The organism is Agromyces salentinus (genome assembly GCF_009749395.1).
In the GTDB taxonomy this organism is placed as follows: domain Bacteria; phylum Actinomycetota; class Actinomycetes; order Actinomycetales; family Microbacteriaceae; genus Agromyces; species Agromyces salentinus.
Map to the genome: position 1 here is coordinate 240,555 of NZ_WBIR01000001.1, position 20,190 is coordinate 260,744.

At 68.9% G+C, this 20,190-nt stretch carries 20 protein-coding genes; 10 read left to right on the forward strand and 10 right to left on the reverse strand.

Translation table 11 applies throughout. From position 1 onward, the window contains the following. Positions 1-254: 254 nt before the first annotated feature. Positions 255-2,909 (reverse strand): ATP-dependent Clp protease ATP-binding subunit, encoded by a 2,655-nt coding sequence (locus GQQ95_RS01140; protein ID WP_157425790.1) that lies wholly within the window; start codon positions 2,907-2,909, stop codon positions 255-257. A gap of 502 nt (positions 2,910-3,411) precedes the next feature. Between GQQ95_RS01140 and GQQ95_RS01145 the strand changes: the two genes are divergently transcribed. The 4 genes from GQQ95_RS01145 (at position 3,412) to GQQ95_RS01155 (ending at position 5,682) form a co-directional block, all read left to right on the forward strand. Further along, positions 3,412-4,074 (forward strand): PIN domain-containing protein, encoded by a 663-nt coding sequence (locus GQQ95_RS01145; RefSeq protein ID WP_157425791.1) that lies wholly within the window; start codon positions 3,412-3,414, stop codon positions 4,072-4,074. 257 nt (positions 4,075-4,331) lie between these two features. Continuing rightward, the gene (locus tag GQQ95_RS01150) at positions 4,332-5,117 is read left to right on the forward strand and encodes a DUF6414 family protein (RefSeq protein ID WP_157425792.1); all 786 of its coding nucleotides are present in this window, start codon (positions 4,332-4,334) and stop codon (positions 5,115-5,117) included. Positions 5,118-5,284: 167 nt separating this feature from the next. Further along, positions 5,285-5,422, forward strand: coding sequence for a hypothetical protein (locus GQQ95_RS19560; protein WP_246205127.1), 138 nt, complete (start codon positions 5,285-5,287; stop codon positions 5,420-5,422). After that, on the forward strand, positions 5,419-5,682 hold the full coding sequence (locus GQQ95_RS01155) for an NAD(P)H-binding protein (RefSeq protein WP_246205128.1): 264 nt from the start codon (positions 5,419-5,421) through the stop codon (positions 5,680-5,682). The genes GQQ95_RS19560 and GQQ95_RS01155 overlap by 4 nt, the downstream gene beginning before the upstream one ends. A 119-nt stretch (positions 5,683-5,801) precedes the next feature. Here the strand turns inward: GQQ95_RS01155 and GQQ95_RS01160 are convergent, their stop codons facing one another. After that, positions 5,802-6,962, reverse strand: coding sequence for a N(5)-(carboxyethyl)ornithine synthase (locus GQQ95_RS01160; protein ID WP_157425793.1), 1,161 nt, complete (start codon positions 6,960-6,962; stop codon positions 5,802-5,804). Between the two features lie 523 nt (positions 6,963-7,485). Here GQQ95_RS01160 and GQQ95_RS01165 point away from each other — a divergent pair. Both GQQ95_RS01165 and GQQ95_RS01170 read left to right on the forward strand, forming a co-directional pair. Further along, on the forward strand, positions 7,486-8,046 hold the full coding sequence (locus tag GQQ95_RS01165) for a hypothetical protein (RefSeq protein WP_157425794.1): 561 nt from the start codon (positions 7,486-7,488) through the stop codon (positions 8,044-8,046). Between the two features lie 69 nt (positions 8,047-8,115). Continuing rightward, entirely contained in the window at positions 8,116-8,706 is a 591-nt protein-coding gene (locus tag GQQ95_RS01170; RefSeq protein WP_157425795.1) for a hypothetical protein, read from the forward strand. 48 nt (positions 8,707-8,754) lie between these two features. Here the strand turns inward: GQQ95_RS01170 and GQQ95_RS01175 are convergent, their stop codons facing one another. Beyond that, positions 8,755-9,723 carry an NAD(P)/FAD-dependent oxidoreductase gene (locus tag GQQ95_RS01175; RefSeq protein ID WP_246205129.1) on the reverse strand — a complete coding sequence of 323 codons (969 nt, stop codon included), beginning with the start codon at positions 9,721-9,723 and terminating at the stop codon, positions 8,755-8,757. 83 nt (positions 9,724-9,806) lie between these two features. Here GQQ95_RS01175 and GQQ95_RS01180 point away from each other — a divergent pair, with 83 nt between their 5' ends. Beyond that, complete coding sequence (locus GQQ95_RS01180) at positions 9,807-10,373, forward strand: helix-turn-helix domain-containing protein (RefSeq protein ID WP_157425796.1); 567 nt, start codon at positions 9,807-9,809, stop codon at positions 10,371-10,373. 104 nt (positions 10,374-10,477) lie between these two features. Next, on the forward strand, positions 10,478-11,224 hold the full coding sequence (locus tag GQQ95_RS01185) for a hypothetical protein (RefSeq protein ID WP_157425797.1): 747 nt from the start codon (positions 10,478-10,480) through the stop codon (positions 11,222-11,224). Positions 11,225-11,233: 9 nt separating this feature from the next. Here GQQ95_RS01185 and GQQ95_RS01190 read toward each other — a convergent pair whose 3' ends face one another. From GQQ95_RS01190 to GQQ95_RS01210, 5 genes are all read right to left on the reverse strand, one after another. Continuing rightward, positions 11,234-12,043, reverse strand: a complete 810-nt coding sequence (locus GQQ95_RS01190; protein ID WP_157425798.1) for a hypothetical protein — start codon at positions 12,041-12,043, stop codon at positions 11,234-11,236. A 99-nt stretch (positions 12,044-12,142) separates the two neighbouring features. After that, positions 12,143-13,018 carry an RNA polymerase sigma-70 factor gene (locus GQQ95_RS01195; RefSeq protein ID WP_157425799.1) on the reverse strand — a complete coding sequence of 292 codons (876 nt, stop codon included), beginning with the start codon at positions 13,016-13,018 and terminating at the stop codon, positions 12,143-12,145. After that, complete coding sequence (locus GQQ95_RS01200) at positions 13,015-13,623, reverse strand: carboxymuconolactone decarboxylase family protein (RefSeq protein ID WP_157425800.1); 609 nt, start codon at positions 13,621-13,623, stop codon at positions 13,015-13,017. The genes GQQ95_RS01195 and GQQ95_RS01200 overlap by 4 nt, the downstream gene beginning before the upstream one ends. A 102-nt stretch (positions 13,624-13,725) precedes the next feature. After that, complete coding sequence (locus tag GQQ95_RS01205; RefSeq protein WP_157425801.1) at positions 13,726-14,964, reverse strand: NAD(P)/FAD-dependent oxidoreductase; 1,239 nt, start codon at positions 14,962-14,964, stop codon at positions 13,726-13,728. 142 nt (positions 14,965-15,106) lie between these two features. Beyond that, positions 15,107-17,284: a hypothetical protein gene (locus tag GQQ95_RS01210; protein WP_157425802.1), complete on the reverse strand. Its 2,178-nt coding sequence runs from the start codon at positions 17,282-17,284 to the stop codon at positions 15,107-15,109. Here GQQ95_RS01210 and GQQ95_RS01215 point away from each other — a divergent pair. Then, a complete protein-coding gene (locus GQQ95_RS01215) occupies positions 17,283-17,435 on the forward strand; it encodes a hypothetical protein (RefSeq protein WP_157425803.1) in 153 nt (50 codons plus the stop codon). The two genes, GQQ95_RS01210 and GQQ95_RS01215, sit on opposite strands and share 2 nt — an antisense overlap. Before the next feature lie 197 nt (positions 17,436-17,632). Here GQQ95_RS01215 and GQQ95_RS01220 read toward each other — a convergent pair whose 3' ends face one another. Continuing rightward, a complete protein-coding gene (locus GQQ95_RS01220) occupies positions 17,633-17,995 on the reverse strand; it encodes a hypothetical protein (protein WP_157425804.1) in 363 nt (120 codons plus the stop codon). A gap of 244 nt (positions 17,996-18,239) precedes the next feature. After that, positions 18,240-19,181, reverse strand: a complete 942-nt coding sequence (locus GQQ95_RS01225) for a LysR family transcriptional regulator (protein ID WP_157425805.1) — start codon at positions 19,179-19,181, stop codon at positions 18,240-18,242. A gap of 72 nt (positions 19,182-19,253) precedes the next feature. Between GQQ95_RS01225 and GQQ95_RS01230 the strand changes: the two genes are divergently transcribed. Beyond that, on the forward strand, positions 19,254-20,171 hold the full coding sequence (locus GQQ95_RS01230; protein ID WP_157425806.1) for an EamA family transporter: 918 nt from the start codon (positions 19,254-19,256) through the stop codon (positions 20,169-20,171). The last annotated feature ends 19 nt before the right edge of the window (positions 20,172-20,190 follow it).

Here is a 20,190-nt window from a genome sequence, read left to right on the forward strand (position 1 = left end):
GGGGAGGGACCGGGCCTTCAGCGGGGTCTCGATACGCTTCGCTACTCGACCACCGGAAGTTCGGCGGTCGAGTAGGCGCTCCAGCGCCGTATCGAGACCCGGCAGTGTGGGGTCTCGATACGCTTCGCTACTCGACCACCAGATCGGGCTGCGCTACTCGACCGCCGGGGAGCGTCGGTGGTCGAGTCGGCGCTCCAGCGCCGTATCGAGACCGGCAGGGGTCTCGATACGCTTCGCTACTCGACCACCGGCGGCTACGCCGCCTGCGGCAGCACGACCGTCGCGCGGGGTACCGGCGTGACGACGAACTCGCCGTCTGCGGCATCCACTCGCACGCCCTCGCCGTCGCCGAGCGCGCCCGAGACGAAGAGGTCCGCGATGCGGTCGTCGACCTCGCGCTGGATCACGCGACGCAGCGGGCGGGCACCGTACTCGGGCTCGTACCCGCGCTCGGCGAGCAGCGCGACCGCGGCATCCGTCACCTCGAAGGCGACCTCGCGGGCCTCCAGTCGAGCGGACGTCGCGCCGAGCATGAGGCGAACGATCTGCGACAGCTCCGAGGCGCCGAGCTTCTGGAACAGCACGATCTCGTCGATGCGGTTCAGGAACTCGGGGCGCATGGCCTCGCGCACCTTGCCCATGACGCGGTTGCGCACGTCGGCGGCGGAACTGAAGCCCGAGCCATCGGTCGACGCGACGAACCCGAGCGCACCCGAGCGCGACGCGAGGAACTCCGAACCGAGGTTCGAGGTCATCACGATCACCGTGTTGCGGAAGTCGACCGTGCGACCCTGGCCGTCGGTCAGGCGTCCGTCGTCGAGCACCTGCAGCAGCAGGTTGAACACGTCGGGGTGCGCCTTCTCGATCTCGTCGAACAGCACGATCGAGTACGGGTTGCGCCGCACGCGTTCGGTGAGCTGTCCGGCCTCGTCGTAGCCGACGTATCCGGGAGGGGCGCCGACGAGGCGCGACACGGTGTGCCGCTCGCCGAACTCGCTCATGTCGAAGCGGATGATCGCGCCCTCGTCGTCGAACAGCCGGTCGGCCAGCGCACGCGCCAGCTCCGTCTTGCCGACGCCCGTGGGGCCGAGGAAGAGGAACGACCCGACCGGTCGACGGGCGTCGCCCATGCCGGTGCGGCTGCGGCGCACGGCCTTCGCGACCGCGGTGACCGCGTCGTCCTGGCCGATGACGCGCGCGTGCAGCTCGCCCTCGAGATCGCCGAGACGCTCGCGCTCGGTCTCGGTGAGGCGGTTCACCGGGATGCCGGTGGCCCGCGAGATCACCGCGGCGATCTCGGCCTCGTCGATGAAGGTGCTCCCGGCGGTCGAGTAGGGCGCCCCAGCGCCCGTATCGAGACCTTCGGGGGTGGTGGTCTCGATACGCTCCGCTACTCGACCACCGGGGGCGGAGGTGGCCGCATCCAGTCGGGCCTGCACCTTCGAGATCTCGTCGCGGATGCGCGAGGCCTCCTCGTAGTGCTCGGCGCTCACGGCCGCGTTCTTGTCGGCCTCGAGCGAGCCGAGGCGCGCGATGAGCGCGGAGACATCCGTCTTCATGCCGAGCTTGAGGCGCAGCCGCGCCCCGGCCTGGTCGATGAGGTCGATGGCCTTGTCGGGCAGCACGCGGTCGGTGAGGTACCTGGCCGAGAGCTCGACGGAGGCGCGCAGCGCGGCATCCGTGTACTCGACGCCGTGGTGCTCCTCGTATGCCGGGCGCAGGCCCTGCAGGATCAGCACCGCGTCTTCGATCGAGGGCTCGCCGACGCGAACCGGCTGGAACCGGCGCTCGAGGGCGGGGTCCTTCTCAATGGTGCGGTACTCCTTGAGCGTGGTCGCGCCCACGAGGTGCAGGTCGCCGCGCGCGAGGCGGGGCTTCAGGATGTTGCCCGCGTCGGTGCCGCCGTCGCCGGAGCCGCCCGCGCCGACCACGGTGTGGATCTCATCGATGAAGATGATGAGCTCGCCCTTGTGCGCGGCGATCTCGTCCATGGTCTTGGTGAGGCGCTCCTCGAAGTCGCCGCGGTAGCGGGTGCCGGCGAGCATGCCGGGCAGGTCGAGCGAGATGACGCGCTTCTCGAGCAGCGCCTCGGGCACCGACTCCTCGACGATCGCGCGGGCCAAGCCCTCGACGATCGCCGTCTTGCCGACGCCGGCCTCGCCGATCAGCACGGGGTTGTTCTTCGTGCGGCGGCTGAGGATCTCGATGGTCTGCTCGATCTCGTCGGCGCGCCCGATCACGGGGTCGAGCTCGCCGTTCTCGGCGAGGGCCGTGAGGTCGGTGCCGAACTTGTCGAGCATCGGGGTCGCGGATGCCTCGGAGCCGGCGCCGTTCGCACCGTATCGAGACCCGTCGCCGTCCTCGTCGGTCTCGAACCCGCCGTCGACGGTCTCGCGCATGCCCTGCGTGAGGGCCTCGGCGGTGACGCCGGCGCGCGCCAGCACCTGGCCGGCGGGGGCGTCCTGCCCCAGCACGAGGGCGAAGAAGAGGTGCTCGGGGTCGATGTAGGTCGAGCCGGCCGAGCGCGCCACCTGGTAGCTGTGGAACAGCGCGCGGGAAGCGCTCGGCGTGATCGTGGCCGCGTTGATGTCAGCAGCATCGGATGCCGCGGGCAGGCGCGCCTCGGTCGCCGTGATGAGTCGCTCGGGGGCGACCCCGATGCGGGCGACGGCCTGCTTCACGCTGTCGTCCTCGACGATCACGCGCAGGATGTGCAGGGCGTCGAGCTCGGTCTGGCCGCGCTCGAGCGCGAAGCGTCCTGCGCGCTGCAGGATGCCTTGCGTGCGGGCGGTCAGGAACCGGCTGAGGTCGATCGACCGAGCCTGGCGAGCCTGCTCACCCGCGAGGTACCGGCTGAGGAACTCGTCGAACGAGCTCGCACCGGCTTCGGGGTTGAAGTCTTCGGGCACCAATCCTCCTGGGAACTTGAGTGGCGTACGCTCAAGTTCAACGCGGAGGGGGCTGGGGTATTCCCGCGCGTCCAGCATGCGATTACGGAAGGGCGTGCATCACATCTGCGAGCGGCAACCGACGTCACCGCGGGGAATCGTCGTCGTAGCGTTGAGGCCTCGACTCGACCCATAAGCCAGCCTCGGCGGCGATAGATTTAGTCCCTTCATCGAAGCCCCTTCGACGTGATCATTGCCAGGGACTTGGTCTCCGAGAGGCAGCGCGCACAACGAACGCGAACTAGGCGCTGGACCCGGTCCGCACGCTTGATCCCATGGTTCGCGACAAGATTCTCGGAGCCGCAGATATCGAGGCATGCAAAGCCTGTCAATCCCCCGGAATGGGGCGGTCTGCCAGAGGGAATGAGTTTGCGATCGATGCGTCAGCGTGCAAGTATGAGACACATAACTCCCCACCGTCCTCCGGGACTGGTGGGGCTTTTTTTACCCATTTGGAGCGCCGATGCCCGACCTCAGAGCTGCTGTGATCATCGACTATCAGAATGTGCATCTCACCGGCAGGGGGCTTTTCGAGCCATTTCAGCCTCCACATGAGCACCTTGTGCACCCCCTCCACTTCGCAAACCAACTAGTTTCCCGGCGCAACGCGAATCAACGAGCGGGAATGGCGCACGCTGTCCTCACCAAGGTCCTCGTCTATCGCGGGTTGCCGTCCGTAGATGTGGACCCCAAGGCCTACGCACGAAACCTCGCCCAGAAAGCAAACTGGGAACTGGACCCCCGGGTGAACGTGACGCTGAGACCGCTCAAGTACCGTTACCAACGCACGGCGGATGGGCGAAAAGCAACCGATGCGCGCGGGCATTTCATGATCGACGGCAAGCCGCAGGAGAAAGGCGTAGACGTACTCTGTGCACTAGCACTCGTGCGTGAAGCAAGCGATCCGAACGTCGATCTCGTAGTCCTCGCCTCGCAGGATTCTGACTTGGAGCCCGCGCTCGATGAGGCGTGCGCGCTGGGAAGTGCAAAAGTTGAGACAGTCTCCTGGTTTGACCATGGTCAATGGCACAGCCGCGAAATACGCCCTGCGACACAAAAGATCTGGAATACGCGGCTGAATGCTAACGCCTTCTCCGCCTGCCGGGATGTTGAGGACTACAGCTAACGAACCGTGGCGCCATCTGGCCCAACAGCAGGGGCGAGCGATCCGTCATCATCTCGCGCCGCACCGGCGTCGACCAGTGACGTCGACGCTCTGGCGCGAGTGTCCTAGTCTTTGGCCGCGATCGAACATCGGAACCTCGAGCGGAATGCGGTGGTGTCAGAGAAACACGAGGGAGGTGTGCCCGTGAACTGGGGGTTCCATGTCCGGTGCGCACAGTACGTTCGAAGGAACTGTCTCCTAGGTCGAATGGATTAATCTTGCTCCGCAATTTCCTGTATCTGAACGAACCGCAGCTCGACCAGTACATCGCCCAAGTGGAGGACGGGCTGCGCAAGGCGATGAGTCGTTCTGAGAAGGATGGGACTCGCGCAGGTGGGGCCCTTGGAACGAAGGTCCTCGGGGTGAGCGGTGAGAAATCTGGCGAGCAGACCGTCACTGAGGAACTTGCCGACACTAGTCCGGCGAAATTCGAACGACTGCAGCAACTCGTTGATGGCGCAGAGGAGCAGTTCGGGTGGGTCACGATTCTGCAGGAGGCGGATCTCGAAGGGGTCCGTCTCGGCAACCTCGTCGATGTCACATGCGAGCTCTACGAAGCAGATGCTTCCAAGATCGCGAGCCCTGGGGGCCTGCTCGACGCCATTCCGCTGATGAAGATGATGGCGAAACTTTCAAAAGGGCAGGGAATGAACCCGCTCGCCGGGATGCCGGACAACGAGTCATTGGACACTATGGCGGCATTCGGCGCGGCCATGCCGACCAGCATCGTCTTGGGCGATGTCGTGGATTCTGCTTGGCGCATCGTGGGCTCGTTGAAGGGCGAGCCTCTCGACGAGATCGACGGAGACGCTCGAGTTGTCGGCAAGGTCTCGAAACTGTGGGGAGCGTCGGCATGGCGTCCGCTGCCTGGGCTGCCAATCATTTCTCAGATGCCCCGTGATCAGCGTCGGGAGTTCGAGCGGAAGGGGCCGACGCCCGGGCAGGAGATGTTCTGGGTTGAAGGTCCCGCGCTCCAACTAGATGTCCTTGCGATCTACCGCTAAGCAGCGTCCGGCCGAAATGACGAAACCCCTCTCGCCGGTGTGGTCCTGGTCTTGGTCAGCATCCATACCGAGGTCGGATGCGCGCTCGATGTCGGCCAAAGTGAGTCGCCAAGGCCGACGAGGTACCGCTCCGATCCGCTGAGCCGCCCGCATCCTATGGTCGCCACATGACCCACCACCCACGCACCGCGATCACCGGCGGCACCGGCTTCGTCGGACGACGCCGTGGCCCACAGCTCAGGCCCGAGGCATCCGTCACCACCTCGGAGCGCACTGGCGTCGACGCCAGTGGGTCGAAGGGTTGACGCGAGCGTTCGAGGGGTGCGAGGTCGTCGCGCACTGCGGGGGCATCAAGCGCGAGATCGACGACCAGATCTACAAGCGCGTGCACATAGAGGGCACCGCGAACGTGATCGAGGCAGCCAAGCGCGCCGGGGTGCGCAAGGTCATCGTGCTGACCTTCCTGCGGGCGCGCCCGGACTGCGGGTCCGCGTACCACGCGTCGAAGTGGGCGGCCGGGTCTCGATATGCGTCGCTTCGCGGCGCTACTCGACCACCGGGGTAGCGACTCGGGCCTCGACTTCACGATCCTCAAGGCCGGCATGCCGCTGCCACGGCGCCGCCGTGCACGCCACGAGAATGGCCAACGCCAACCAAGTGGGTGCCGCCATCACCCGGTGACGCTCACACGAGCGCGGGATACGGGTACTCGGCCGAGCGCCCCTGGAACTGCAGGATCGCCTCGTTGCGGACGCGACCGCCCTCGATCTCGATCGCACGGCTGATGGTGTCCGATTCGGCCCACGCCCCAGGGCCCTCCATCACGGTGCGGAGGAACGGCATCAGGGCTTCGCTGATCTCCCACGTGGCCGAGTTCCACAGGAACGACGGGCTGTGGTCGACCGCGTAGTAGTTGGTCGAATCACCGACCATGAACATCGGGTCGGCGAACGAGGTGGGCCGCGCCCACTCGAATCCCATGCCCTCGTCGATCGAGACGTCGACGATGAGGCTGCCGGGGCGGAAGGCCCCGAGGTCCTCGGTGCGCAGGTAGGTGAGCGGTGCGTTCGGATCCTGCAGGGTGCAGTTGACGACGATGTCGTGCGCGGCGAGGAACGGGGCGAGTGCGACGGGGCCGTCCTCCGTGTTCACGGTGCTCGCGAACGGCGCCTCCGGGTCGTGTTCGAACTGGATGATGTCGACGGACGGGATCGGGGAGCCGACGGCAGCCGTGTCGCGGTTGGTCAGTACGCGCACGTCGTGGATGCCGTGCGCGTTCAACACGGTGACGGCGCCGCGCGCGGTCGCGCCGAAGCCGATGACCACCGCGTTGAGCCGCCGCCCGTAGTCCCCCGTCGAGCCGCACAGTTGCAGGGCGTGCAGCACGCAGCAGTACCCCGCGATCTCGTTGTTCTTGTGGAACACGTGCAGCCCGAACCCGCCGTCGGCCTTCCAGTGGTTCATGGCTTCCCACGCGATGAGCGTGAGGCCCTTGTCGATGGCATATTGGGTCATGTCCCGGTCCTGGACGCAGTGCGGCCAGCCCCACAGCACCTGTCCGTCTCGGAATTCGGCGAGGTCGGATGCGAGCGGCTTCGGCAGGGCGATGACGTCGGCCTCGGCGATGATGGCCTCGCGGCTGGCCATCGCGCCCACCAGCGGAGCGAGCTGTTCGTCCGAGAATCCGAAACGCTCGCCGTAGCCGTGCTCGAGGATCATGTTCGCCCGTAGGTCAGCGGGGATCCGCTCGAGGTGCGAGGGATGGATCGGCAGTCGCCGCTCGTCGGTCTTGCGCGAGGTGACCAACACCCCGAGTGTGAGGAGAGCGGATGTCGGCGTGTTCATGTGAGCTCCAGTTGTGCGGCTGCCGGTGTCGGCTCGAGCTCGCTCACCGGCATCCGTCATGGCAGGTGTAGACCACGGGTGAACCGCCGTCCGTCGAACCGGCGTCCTTCCCTGAGGGTACGTCACGGATGTTCGCCCGATCGCTGATCGCGGCGCAGGCTCACGGCCGAGCAGATCCGCGGGAGCCTGCCGAGCCGGGCGGGTTCGGGCGGAAGGACCTGCGGGTCAGCGGCTGAGCGCCGCATCAGTGGAAGCCCTGAACTGCCGGAGCACAGATCGGCAGTAGTGTGTGGCGATCAGTTTCGCTCATCGCCCGAAGTGGAGCCCCATGAACGTCGCTACTCGCCGCTCCACCATCCTCGTGTCCGTTGCGGCTGCGCTCGCACTTTCGGGGTGCACGATCGGCGCCGCTCCGGCGGCGGCGCCGACGCCGTCGGCTGAGGTGAGCGCATCATCGGCTCCGACGCCGACGCCGACACCCGAGCCGATCGAGTCGACCGAGCCCGCCGACCCGCTCACCACGGTGGCGGCGATCGTGGTTCGCCCAGAGCACCTCGATCTGGTCGACTCGGCGGGCGCCGTCGTGACGACGCTCTCCTACGACGCCGAAAGTGCCGAGTTCATCGACACCCTTTCGACGGTGCTCGGCGCAGAACCCACCCCCAGCGAGCACGGTGGCAGCTTGGAGACCCCGCCGAGAACCGAGTACGACTGGGATGGCGTGCGCGTCACCGACGACCTCGACGCCAAGGTTCCGACGGAGAACGGGCCGATCTACGGCGAAATCGATATGAACCTGAGCGTGCTGTTCACAGCACCGACCGTGGGCGATGGCGTGGCCGTACGCACGGTGAACGGATTCCAGCCCGGCGGTGATGCGCATGCGCTCGCCATCGAACTGGGTGAGCCGTGGTACGGCAACGGATACGACCAGGTGCGGGTCGAAACCGGCGAGCCGATCGGTGAGCAGCAGCCGTACAACGAGTACGAGAACGCCTATTCGGTCGCGGTCAACACCTGGGAGTGGCAGGGCGCGTCGAACACGGTGTTCGCGCCGTGGAACTTCGGCGTCGGACACGTGTAGCGGCGCTCCACGGTCACGGGATCTCGACCTCGTCACCTGCGGGTCAGCGCTCGATCGTAGGCTGGAACGGTGCCCCGACTCCACGCCGAACCCGATCGCACCACGTGGGTGCCCGTCACCGACTCGCTCGGGTTCCGCGGCCGCCGTGCCCGCAAGACGGCGATCGCGATGCTGCTCTCACAGCTCAAGGGACCGGGTGCAGCTCCCTCGAAGCCCGGTGGTGGCGTCAGCGCCTGGGCCATGAGCCAAGCCGTCCCGTTCCTGATGCGCAAGGCCGCAGGCCGAGTGCTCGCCTGGGTCTGGAAGGCCGAGCCCGACCTGCTCGTCGTGCTGGCGCAGGTGCAGGCGGCGACCCCGGAGATGCGCATTGCCCGGGCGTCGATGCCGATCGAGTACGACGACACCGAGGAGTTCCGCGGCACCTACCTCGGCGTCGGCGAGAAGCTCGTCATGCCGCTCCCGCCCGGCGGCCGGCCGCCGTTCGCGACGTACACGTGGGTTCTCGGCACGCATCTGGTGAGCGTGACCGCGGTGTGCAGCGATCGCGAGCGGTTCGGCACCGTCATCGCGGACGTCGACGAACTCGCCCGCGGCATCCGCGTGATCGACGATCTGACGGTCGGCGAGTCGGAGCCGGTACTGCGGATCGACCCGGCCTGATCGGCGGGCCGGGCGTTCTCAGCGCGGTCCGGCCAATGCATTGCCGTCTCACGCGTCAACCAGCGCGTCGATGTCGTCGGCCACGAGGTCGGCGTTCAGCGCACCGGCCACGAGCGAGCCGAGGCCGAGCGAGACGGAGACGTTGGCGCGCACGTTCACGACGTTGCCGACCGCCCACACCCCGGGCACCGAGGTGCGACCGTCGTCGTCGATGTCGACCCACGAGCCGAGTTCGCTCTCGGTCGTCGTCGCGCCGAGCGAGCGCAACAGGGCATCGCGTGGGCGCAGCGTCGGGCCGGTGAAGACCACCTCCACGTCGACCACGCGCCCATCGACCTCGACGCCCGTGACCCGTTCCCCTTCAACGCGCAAAGAGGTCACCGCACCGGATTCCACGCGGATGCCACGGCGCGCGAGCCGGTCGAGGTCGGCAGCGGATGCCTCGCCGACGACGTTCTCGAAGTAGACGACGCGATCCGACCACTGCCGGAGCAACTGCGCCTGCTCGACGCTGCGTGCGGAGGTCGCCACGACGCCGATGACGTTATTGCGGTGCTCCCACCCGTCGCAGTAGGGGCAGACGACGACGCCTCGGCCCCACTGCTCGCGGAAGCCGGGGATATCCGGCAGTACATCTTCGAGGCCGGACGCGACCAAGAGCCGGCGCGTTCGGAGGGTGCCGTGCGCGGTGTCGACCTCGATGACGCCATCCTCGACCCGTGCAGACGCGACCTCACCCTGGAGGAACCGCACGCCGTACCCATTGGCCTCCGCGCGCCCCCGCTCGAGCAGCACGAGCGGCGACAGCCCATCGTGGCCGAGTACCCCGTGCATGTGCGCTGCCGTCCGGTTGCGGGGTTCGCCCGAGTCGATGACGGTCACGCGTCGACGTGCCCGACCGAGAGAGAGAGCCGCGCTGAGGCCGGCCGGGCCGCCGCCGACGATCACGACGTCCATCGGCGCTGCGGCATCAGCTCGCGCTGCGGCATCCGCTCGCGCTTCTGCGCTCTCCACCATGCGCCTCATGCTGGCGCTGGCCGCTCCACGCGGCAATACTTGTTGCCACCTCAGCAACAGGAGCCTCAGCAACGAGGAGCAGGATGGAGCAGCGCGACGAACTGGCCGGCATCGGCGATCGGCTGCGTGCCATCCGCGAGTCCCGGGGCATGACCCTGCGGGCCGTCAGCGAGGCCAGCGGCATCTCGACGAGCACGCTGTCGCGGCTCGAATCGGGTTCGCGGCGCGCACAGCTCGACCTGCTCATGCCGCTCGCGCGGCTGTACCGCCTGCCGCTCGACGACCTCGTCGGGGCGCCGCCGCTCGGCGATCCGCGCATCCACCCCCGGCCGCGGCTGAGGAACGGCGTCGTGACGGTGCCGCTCTCGGGCGGACCCGGCGCGTGGGAGGCGTTCAAGCAGGTGCATCCGCCGTCGCCCGAGAAGCCGATCACGCAGTTCGTGCACCCCGGCTGGGACTGGATCTACGTGATCGCGGGGCGGATGCGGCTGCTCCTCGCCGACGACGACCTCATCATCGAGGCGGGCGAGGCCGCCGAGTTCGACACCCGCGTGCCGCACGGGTTCGGCAACCCCGGCCCCGACGTGCTCGAGGTGCTCTGCCTGTTCAACGCGCAGGGCGCGAAGGTGCACACGCGGGCGTCGGTCTGAGGCTGAGTCCAGGCTCTGGCCACGCGATCGTCGGCCGAGGCACCTGCGGTGTCGGTCTGGTTGGATTGGGCAGCATGAGTGGAGAAGCCCCGAGCGGTCGACTGATGCATCGCCTGGTGCGGGCGGGCGTGCTGCTCAGTGCCGGGGCGGGCATCGTCCTGTTGGTGCTCATGGCCTCCGGGATCTCACGCATCGACGTGGACCAGGGCATTCCCGCGATGGTGGGAATCGGCTTCATCGGCGGTGCCATGTCGAGCGTCCGGTTCTTCACCGTACGCCTCCCTGTCGGCGACGATGCGACCTCGATCGCGGTGGCGAGCACCACCTGGGGTCAGCTCCGCGGCCTGTTCGGTGATATCGGGTTCTCGGCTCTCCTCGGGACTGCCGGCTGGATCATCGCAAGCATCGTCGGCGCCGTCGCGTCGGGTCCTGCGCAGTCGACGTGGGGCAACGTGCTGGCGTTCTTCGCGATCGGGGCCCTGTGGTCGGCGGGCTGGCTGCTGGTGACGATAGCCGTGTTCCTGGTGTGGATGCCGGCGGCCATCTTCGTCGCGACCTTCTCCGCGCGTCGGCATGGCCGCATCGTGGAAGGCAGTTGGCCGGTGCTGGCGTGGTGCCTGATCGGCCTCGACGCGTTCATCCTGCTCATGGTCGCCACCGCCGTGTTCGTTCCCACTGGGCCTGCCCATGAGGAGTGGGCGCCGTGGCAGACGGCGCTGTTCGTCGTCAACAGCTCCGTGCTGGTGCTCATCTCGTTCGCCGTCGCCGGCGAGCTGGTCTCGAGACTCCTGCCCCGGAAGTGGCGGCGGCGGCGTGTGAGCAGTGCACAGCGTGCCGACCATCATCGGTGAGGGTCGTCACTACCAGGGCACGATCTCGGGGACCGCCATGCACACCGCGTGGTACGTCAGCTCGTGCGTTCCGCGCGTCGGCACGTGGGGTGCGACCATGATCTCCGTGTACGAGTCCTCGAGCGGCACGCCCGTGATGTACGTGGTCCCCTTGGAGTCCGTGATCGGGTCGTAGCCCTCGGCCCGCCAGAACGACAGGGCCAACCGTGGAAGATCCTCAGCCCGGACGCCCCCTGCCTCCGCCTGGATGGTGACGACGGGCGCCACGCCCCGTACTCCGCCGGTGCGGATGCAGGACTCGTGCCTGACCTCCGGTTCGCCGAGTGGGATGAGCTGGAGCCGCTCCGTCATCCACTCGAGGTGGGCGATGCCGTCGGCTTCGACGGCCGTGACATCGAGCGACTCCTCGAAGGCGGTGACGGCATCCTGCTCGACGATCTTGACGACATTCGCGACGGAGTACATCGATGGCGAGCCGATTACCAGGCACACCAGCGCGGTCACGAGCGGAGCCCGGCGAAGCCTTCGGCCCGTCTTGGCGAGCTGGCGTCGGCGGATGATCCAGCCGACGATCACCGCGATCGGCACGCCCACCGCGAAGCACATCGCGGCGATCATGCCCGCGAGGTACGCCGAGGAGTCCAAGCCCTGGAAGATGTAGCGTCCCGCGGTGCTCACGAAGATCACGCAGCCCACGAGCAGCGACGCCACGACCCCGAGCGAGATCCACAGCGCGGCGGCTCCTCCGCCCTTCGGCGGCGGGGTGCGGTCGTCGTGCTGCTCCGATGCCTCGCTCGACTCGACGCGGTGGTCCGTCACGGCGCTCCCTCTCGACGCCGAGCCCGGCGCCCGTGCGGTGGCTCGACGGTAGCAGTCGGCGCGGTCCCGCGGTGCGACTCTCCTGTCGCCGCGCGGCGCCTACCGCACCAGCTGCGCCGCCTCGTCGAGCCGCCCGAGCTTGTTCGGGTTGGCGATCGAGAAGATGCGCGTGATGCGCCCGCCCTCGACCTCGAAGCAGATCGCACCGGCGAGTTCGCCGTCGACCTCGCCGCGGATCGCGGGATGTCCGTTCACCCAGGTCGGCCTCGCCTCGAACGGCAGCCCGAGCTTCGCGAGACCGCCGAGCAGGTAGCGGGCGATCTTGTCGGCGCCGTGGATCGGCCGGAGCGCGGCGCCCTTCACGAGGCCACCACCGTCGGCGACGGAGACCACGTCGGGCGCGAGCACGTCCATCAGCCCCTGCAGGTCGCCGGAGTTGACCGCCGCGAGGAACCTCCCGACGACCGCCTCCTGCTCGGCCCGGTCGACCGTGATGCGCGGGCGCCGGGCGGCGACGTGCTCCTTCGCCCGGTGGGCGATCTGCCGCACCGCGGCCGGAGACTTGTCGACCGCCGCCGCGATCTCGTCGTACGGCACGTCGAACACCTCTCGCAGCACGAAGACCGCGCGCTCGGTCGGCCCGAGCGTCTCGAGCACGGTCAGCATCGCGATCGACACGCTCTCGGCGAGCTCGACGTCGTCCGCGACATCCGGAGTCGTGAGCAGCGGCTCGGGCAGCCACTCCCCCACGTAGGACTCGCGCCGCCGCGACATCGTGCGCAGGTGGTTCAACGCCTGCCTGGTCACGATGCGCACCAGGTACGCGCGCTCGTCGCGCACCTCGCTGCGGTCGACCTGGTCCCACCGGAGCCAGGACTCCTGCAGCACGTCCTCGGCGTCGGCCGCGGAGCCGAGCATCTCGTACGCGACGGTGAAGAGCAGGCCCCGATGGGTGACGAATGGATCGTCGGTCATGACGCCGAGCCTAGAACGGCGGCCGTGGCATCCGCCCGGGTGGCGAGCGGCGGCATCTCGCAGGCATCCGCGTAGCCCTCGGAGTGGATGCCGAGCGCCACGTTCATGCGCGAGCTCATGTTCATGAACGCGACCTTGGCGGTGAGCTCGATGAGCGCGGCCGGGCCGAGCGCGTCGAGCAGCGCGGCCGAGAGTTCGTCGGTGACGGCGGGCGGGGTCTGGCTCATCGCCTCCGAATACTCCATGACCTGCCGTTCGAGGGGCGTGAAGACGGATGCCTCGCGCCAGACCGGCACCTGCCGCGCCTTCTCCTCGTCGAGGCCCTTGTTGCGCGTCTTGTAGTAGTTGAAGTCGAGGCACCAGCTGCACCCGATGTAGGCGGCCGTCGCCATCACGGCGTAGCTCGCGAGGTTCTCGTCGAGCTCGTCGAGCGCCTCGATCTTGCGGCCCATGCCCATCGAGGCGCGCATCAGCGCGGGGTGGTGCGCGAGCACGCCCATCGAGTCGGGCACCCGGCCGATCATGCGCTTCGCGGCGACCTTCACGACGGCTCCGAAGACACCCGTGAGCTCGGTCGGCGGGATGCGGGTCTGGGTGGTGGTCATCATGTCCTCCTGTGGGTCGACGGCCCCGGTTCGGTTCCGGGATGATCCGTCGACATGAAGACACCGGATGTCGCGTGGGTGTGACATCCGACCGGATCGCGATCAGGCGCGCCCCTTGAGGATCATGTGCCAGTACACCCAGGGCAGGATGTGCCGGTCGAAGAGCCATGAGAGGCGACGCTCCCGCGACAGGGACGTCCAGAACGGGATCGTGGGCTTCAGCCGGTACGCGTCGTCGAACTCGGCGAAGACGACCGTCGAGCGCGAGACCGTGAACGGGCACACGGTGTAGCCGTCGTAGCGGGTCGCGGGCTCCCTGCCGTCGAGCAGGGTCAGCACGTTCTCGGCGACGACCTTGGTCTGCTTGCGCAGCGCACCGCCCGACTTGGAATTGCGGGTCGCCGCGGCATCACCGAGCGCCCAGACATTGTCGTAGCGCACGTGGCGCAGCGTCTCTGGGTCGACCTCGACGAACCCTCCGGAATCCCCGGCGGCCGGGAGGCTCGTCGACTTCAGCCAATCGGGCGCCGATTGGGGCGGCACGACGTTCAGCACGTCGTAGTGCAGCTGCTCGACGGAGCCGGAGCCGGAGCCGGCGCTGAAGCCGGCGCCCGCGCCCGGGCCGCCACTCACGGGGCCGATCTCGACCGTGTTGTTCGCGCCGTCGACCGAGCGCAGCTCAATTCCGTACCGGACCTCGATGCCGTACTCGGCGATCTTGCGCTCGAGCTCCCGATCGATCTCGGGGATCCCGAAGATGGTCGGGTCGGGCACGACCATCACGACGCGGATGTCGCCCAGCACGCCCGTCGCACGCCAGTAGTCGCAGGCGAGGTACATCGGCTTCTGCGACGCACCGGCGCATTTCGCCGGCCCCGGCGGCTGGGTGAAGACCACGGTTCCGCTGCGCAGGTCGCGGAGGAGGCGAGACGCCTTCGGCACCAGATCGAACTCGTAGTGCGAGGCGACCGACGGGGTGCCGAGCGCGGCGGTGAGGCCGGGCACCGCGTCCCAGTCGAGTTGCATGCCCGGGCAGACGATCAGCTGGTCGTACGTGACGCGCGCGCCCGACGCGAGCACGACGGCGTCGGCGTCGGGTTCGAGATCCATGACGGTCTCCTGGAGCCATCCGACGCCCTCGGGCATCACGGAGGCCTGCGGTCGCACGGCCATGCTCGCGCGGGCGACGCCACCGGCCACATGCGAGAACAACGGCTGGAAACGATGCTGTCCACGTGGTTCGATGACCACCACGTCGTCGATGCCCTTCCGTTGCAGTCGTCCGGCGACCGAGAGTCCCGCGTTGCCTCCGCCGATGATCACGATGCGGTGATGCGTCATGGCTCGCCTCCTTGGCACGTCGATGGGCAGCTTGCAGCCGAACCTACGTGCCGCCTCGCGGCGACGCGACGGCTTGACGCGACGGGCTTCGAGTGCATCGCGCGGCAGCCCCGGAGTGACGCGGGACGGCCATGCGAGGCCGTTACCGGCCGGCGTCCGACCCGGCGTCGGACCCGGTGTCGCGCGTCGCGATCCAGTACACGGTGTAGCTGTACCCCGCGACCAGCACCGTGCCGACCACGATCTCGGCACCGAGCTGCGCGGCCTGGGCGACGGTCGACACCTTCAGGTAGCCGTTCTTGATCGGGAACATGATGCCGGTGGGAATGCCCTTGATCCCGTTCACGCGAAGTTGCGCGACCGTCTCGGCCAGCGCCTCCTCGATCCCGCGCATGAGGTACGACTTCTGGTAGAGCGTCAGGCCGACGTTCGCCCGGAAGTTGCGCAACGCCATCAGCTTCGGGCTCAGGATCGAGTGGACCTGCTCGTGGAACTTGGCGAGGTTCTGCTCAGCGGCCGTGCCCTGGGTGGAGTACCAGTAGTCGCCGAACTTCCCGGTGCCGCCGGTTCCGGCGCGTTTCGCCGAATCGCCGGTGACCGAGGGCTTGTGGAACCGGGCGCGCTCCCCCGCCGAGGCGGCATCGCCTGCGGCATTCGCCGCCGTGCTGTCAGCGGATGCCGCGGCATCCGTCGCGACGCCGAAGCGGGTCGCGGCCTTGCGGCTGAGCTCACCCGCCGCCTCTTCGCCGACCTCGGCGACCGCGCGGGCCCGAAAGGCCGCGAGCGCCTCAGGACTGCGGAGCGCCGCGAGCGCTCGAGCGCTCGGACGAACGGCTCGCGCGAGGGGACCGAGCTCGAGGCCGAGTGCCAGTGCGTCGATCATCACCCACGCGAGCGTCGGCTCCTTCAGGGAGATGTCGGCCTCGGATTCCTCGAGCGCGACGTTCTCGGCGGCCGTCTCGGTGCGGTACTCCGAGATGCTGCCCGCGAGGTTGCCGACGCCCCACGCCGCGGCGACGGCCATGCCCGCCGCGGGAGTGAAGACGAGGCCCGCGACCACGGAGGTCACGATCGCGAGCGCGACCTTCACCCAGCTGAGGAACGTCTCGTCGGACTCGATCTCCGTGATGCGGCGCTGCACGGCCGCGATGAGCACCGGGTCGTCGACGTTCAGTCGCTGCAACGTGATCTGCAGCACGTTGAGGAGGTTCCAGACCTTGAGTTCGTCGTCGGCGATCGCGCCGCGCACCCTCGTGATGTTCTCGAGGATGTCGGCCACCGGTCCGCGCACGACCTCGCCGAGCTGGTCGTAGGAGGCCATCGAGAACATGCCCGGTCGATAGGTGGAGTTCAGCAGGATCGGGTACTCCCGCCCGAAGCCGAACCGGGCCGCGTCGTAGACCGCGCGCTGCTTCGGTGCGAGGCTGCGATTCCTGTCGAGGTTCGCGATGTCGACCATCACGCTCTGCTCGTGCTCCGGGATCATCGCCGCGAACTCTTCGGGCGTCGGCACGCCGGCTGCGGGCGCGAACCGGCGCAGCGCCTCCTCCGCGACCCGGACCGAGAGCTCGGTGGGGTGGGGATCGACCTGGGCGAGCGTGCGGTCGGCCTCGAGCAGCCCCTCGATGTCGGGGCTGCAGACGTTCTGCGAGTACCGCTGCTGCTCCGCCCGCGCCTCCTGCTCATTGGCCGTCAGCATGCCGTCGGCCACGAGCCGTGCCTCCCGGAGGAACATTCGCGGGAACTCGTCGTTCACCAGCCGCAGCAGCGCCTCCTCGTCGGCGACGCCGAGTTGCGCGAGCCGCTCGCCGATGCGTCGGGTGAGGTCCTCCTCGTAGCTGTGGGCCGCGGCGTACTCCTCGAACAGGCCGCCCTGGTCGCCGCCGGCCGTACGACCCCGCGCCTCCATGTCGGCGAGCGACCGGCGTGCGGCGTCGCGCTGCTCGATCATGCCGACGAGGCTGCTGCCGCCGGTCGCGCGGCGGAGCCGGTCGGCATCCGCGTCGCTGAGCGCCGGACGCAGCAGTGACGAATACCGGGTGGGAAGCGGCCGGCCGTCGGCGCCCACGGGCACCGGCTTCGGTGCGGCATCGCCACCCGTCACCGCCCATGGCGCCATGCTCATGTTCGGATTCGGCGGCGTCGTCGGCTTGAGCGTGAGCTCTGGTGGCACGGTGACAGCTTGGCGAGCGATGACGAGCGGTGCGACGCCGCCCATTGCTCCCTGAGCGGATGCCCCGACCGCGGATGCCGCGACCAGCGATGCGGTGGCGGCGTTTCCGGCCGTGCGCTGGAGCGCCATCAGGTCGAGGCCGGGCATGCGCCCGACTCCGGATGCCCCGCTCGCGAAGAGCCTCGGCGCCGCCGGCATGGTGGCGCGCGCGGTCGCCGGTGCCGCACGGCCTCGACCCTTCGCCGTGGGCAGCGCCGAAGACGCCCTCGGCGATCGCAGCATGCCGGGGCCGCTCTGAATCCTGCCAGGGGCCGGTGGTGCCGCACCTCGCATGTTCGGACACTACCCACGCGAGGTCCGCTGCATTCGTCCGCCGCCCCTTCAGGCATGCGATGTGCCCGAAGGGGCAGTGCTGCTCAGCGCCTCACTGCTCGACGATCGGGTGCCCCACGACCTCGGCAGCCGCGAGGCGACCGTCGGATGGTTCCCGCTCGATCAGGCGACGCGGCCACGAGCCGCGAGGATCGCCTCGGCGAAGCGCGCCGCGCCGTAGCAGCGCACCTTCAGCACCGACTCGGGCGTCGTGATCGCCACGATCTTCGTGAAGAACCCCCAGAGCACGCTCACGTCGGTGATCTGCATAAGCGGGACGCTGACGTCGAGCGCCCCCGACTGCATGACGCGGTTGAGCCCGTTCGGCGAGAACCTCACGGCCTCCGTGGTGAGGGTCACCCAGCCGCCCACCCACAATCCGCCCATCGCCGCGCAGAGCATCGGAATCGACGGGATCGTCATATTGACGCTCACGTCTTCGATGAGCGCGTTGGCGATCTTCCTCTCGAGCACTTCCTCGTGCATATGGCCATTGTCATGTCGGGCGGCGGCCGGGTCCAGCGCGAGACCGGTCGGCGGCGGTGATCTCCACACGGCCACGACCACCTCGCCCCGGGCTCGGGATTCGGTTGCTCGGATCGGCGTATGCCAGTTCCCCCTCAACCGATGAGGGGGAACTGGCATATCGCGATCGCGAACCCGGCCGGTCGCCGACCAGGGTGCGAGCTTCGCGAGCCGAGTGAGCCGGACGAGCGTCAGGCGGCGCGCGTCAGGATGTACGGCCGGACGTCGCCTCGCGCACCGCGTCGAGCACCGCCTGCAGTGCGGGCGAGTCCGCCTGGCTGCGGCGATGCACCGCCGAGATGTCGCGGGTCGACGCCGGGCGCACCGTCGGGATCGCCATGAGGTCGGGATGCAGCGGCGGCCGCCCCATCCGCGGTACGAGCGCGACCCCGAGGCCCGCGCGCACGAGCTCGAGGTGGTTCTCGAACTCCATCGACTCGTGCACGATGCGCGGCGCGTTCGAGACGCCGTCGAACAGTCGTCGCAGCCACTGCCGGCAGATCGTCGAGTCGAAGGTCGCGATCCACTCCTCCTGGGCGAGATCGAGCGGCGTCAGTTCGGGCCGACGGGCCAGGGCGTGGTCACGACGCAGGACGACGTCCGCGACATCCGTGAAGAGAGGTGTCTCGACGACATGCTCGGGCATCGCGAGGGCGAGCCCGCCCCAGCGGTGCACGATGCCGAGGTCGCGCTGACCGGATGCGACGAGCGCGACGGTCTCCCACGGCTCACTCTCGCGGAGGGGCACGCGCAGCTCCGGATGCCGGGCGCGCAGGCCGGGCAGCACGTCGACGAGGATGCCGCGCACGGCGGTCGAGAACGCGCCGATGCGCACCTCTCCGGTGACCTGACGTGCAGGGCCGCCGTCGCCGGTCGCGGCGGGGCCGCCGGTGAGGTGCAGGTCGGCCTCGATGCGCTCGAGGTCGGCGAGCACCGTCGCCGAGGAGGTCACCAGCTGGCGGCCGGCATCCGTCAGCACGACACCGCGACCCACGCGTTCGAGCAGCGCGACGCGGGTGCCGCGCTCGAGGCGCTTGATCTGCTGCGACACCGCCGAGGGCGTGAAGCCGAGCGCGTCGGCCGCCGCGGCGACGCTGCCGCTGGTGGCCACCGCCCGCAGTGCGAGGACCGCTTCGAGATCGATCATGCAGCGATGCTACCGAATCAGGCAAGCAAATGGTCGCTGGTGTTTCCGGATGCCGCGCGCCATCGTTGATCCATGACGAGACGCGACATGCTGCTGGCCGCCATGGTGGCAACCCTGTGGGGCTTCAACTTCGTCGTGATCGACTGGGGCATGGAGGGCATCCCACCGCTCTTCTTCGTCGCGGTGCGCTTCGCCGTCGTCGCTCTCGCTGTCGTCGTGGTGCCGCGCCCGCTCGCGAGCTGGAAGACCGTCGTCGGCGTCGGGCTGTTCATGAGCCTCGGCCAGTTCGCCCTGCTCTACACGTCGATCGCGCTCGGGCTCCAGCCCGGCGTCGCAGCCCTGCTGCTGCAGGCGCAGGTCGTGCTGACGATCGTGGTCGCGGCGCTCGCGCTGCGCGAGCGGCCGAGCCGCCTGCAGACGGTCGGCGTGCTGGTCGGCACGATCGGCCTCGGGGTCGTGGCGCTCGGTCGCGGCGGCGACGCCCCGGCGCTCGCGGTCGTGCTATGCCTGCTCGCCGCCCTCTCGTGGGCGATCGGCAATGTCATCTCGCGCCGCGCCGGGATCGTCGCGCCGGCCAAGCGGCTCGGGGCGCTCTCCCTCACGGTGTGGTCGTCGCTCGTCGTGCCGCTCCCAGCCCTCGCACTGTCGGCCCTCATCGAGGGGCCGGATGCGATCGCCGCCGGCATCGAGGCGTTCGGCTGGCGCCCGATCGTCTCGACGCTGTACACGGCGGGCCTCTGCACGCTGGTCGGCTATGCCATCTTCAACGCGCTGCTCGCGCGCAACCGCTCAGCCTCGGTCGTGCCGTGGGTGCTGCTCGCCCCCGTCGTGGCGATGGCATCCGCCGCCCTGCTGCTCGGCCAGGTGCCGAACCTCTGGGAGACGATCGGCGGAGCGGTGCTCGTCGGCGGCGTCTTCATCGCGAACGCCCCGGCACGCACGCGCGCCCGGCCCGCGGCATCCGTGGTCGAACCGGTACCTCAGCGATAACCGGGATGGGGGAACCCCA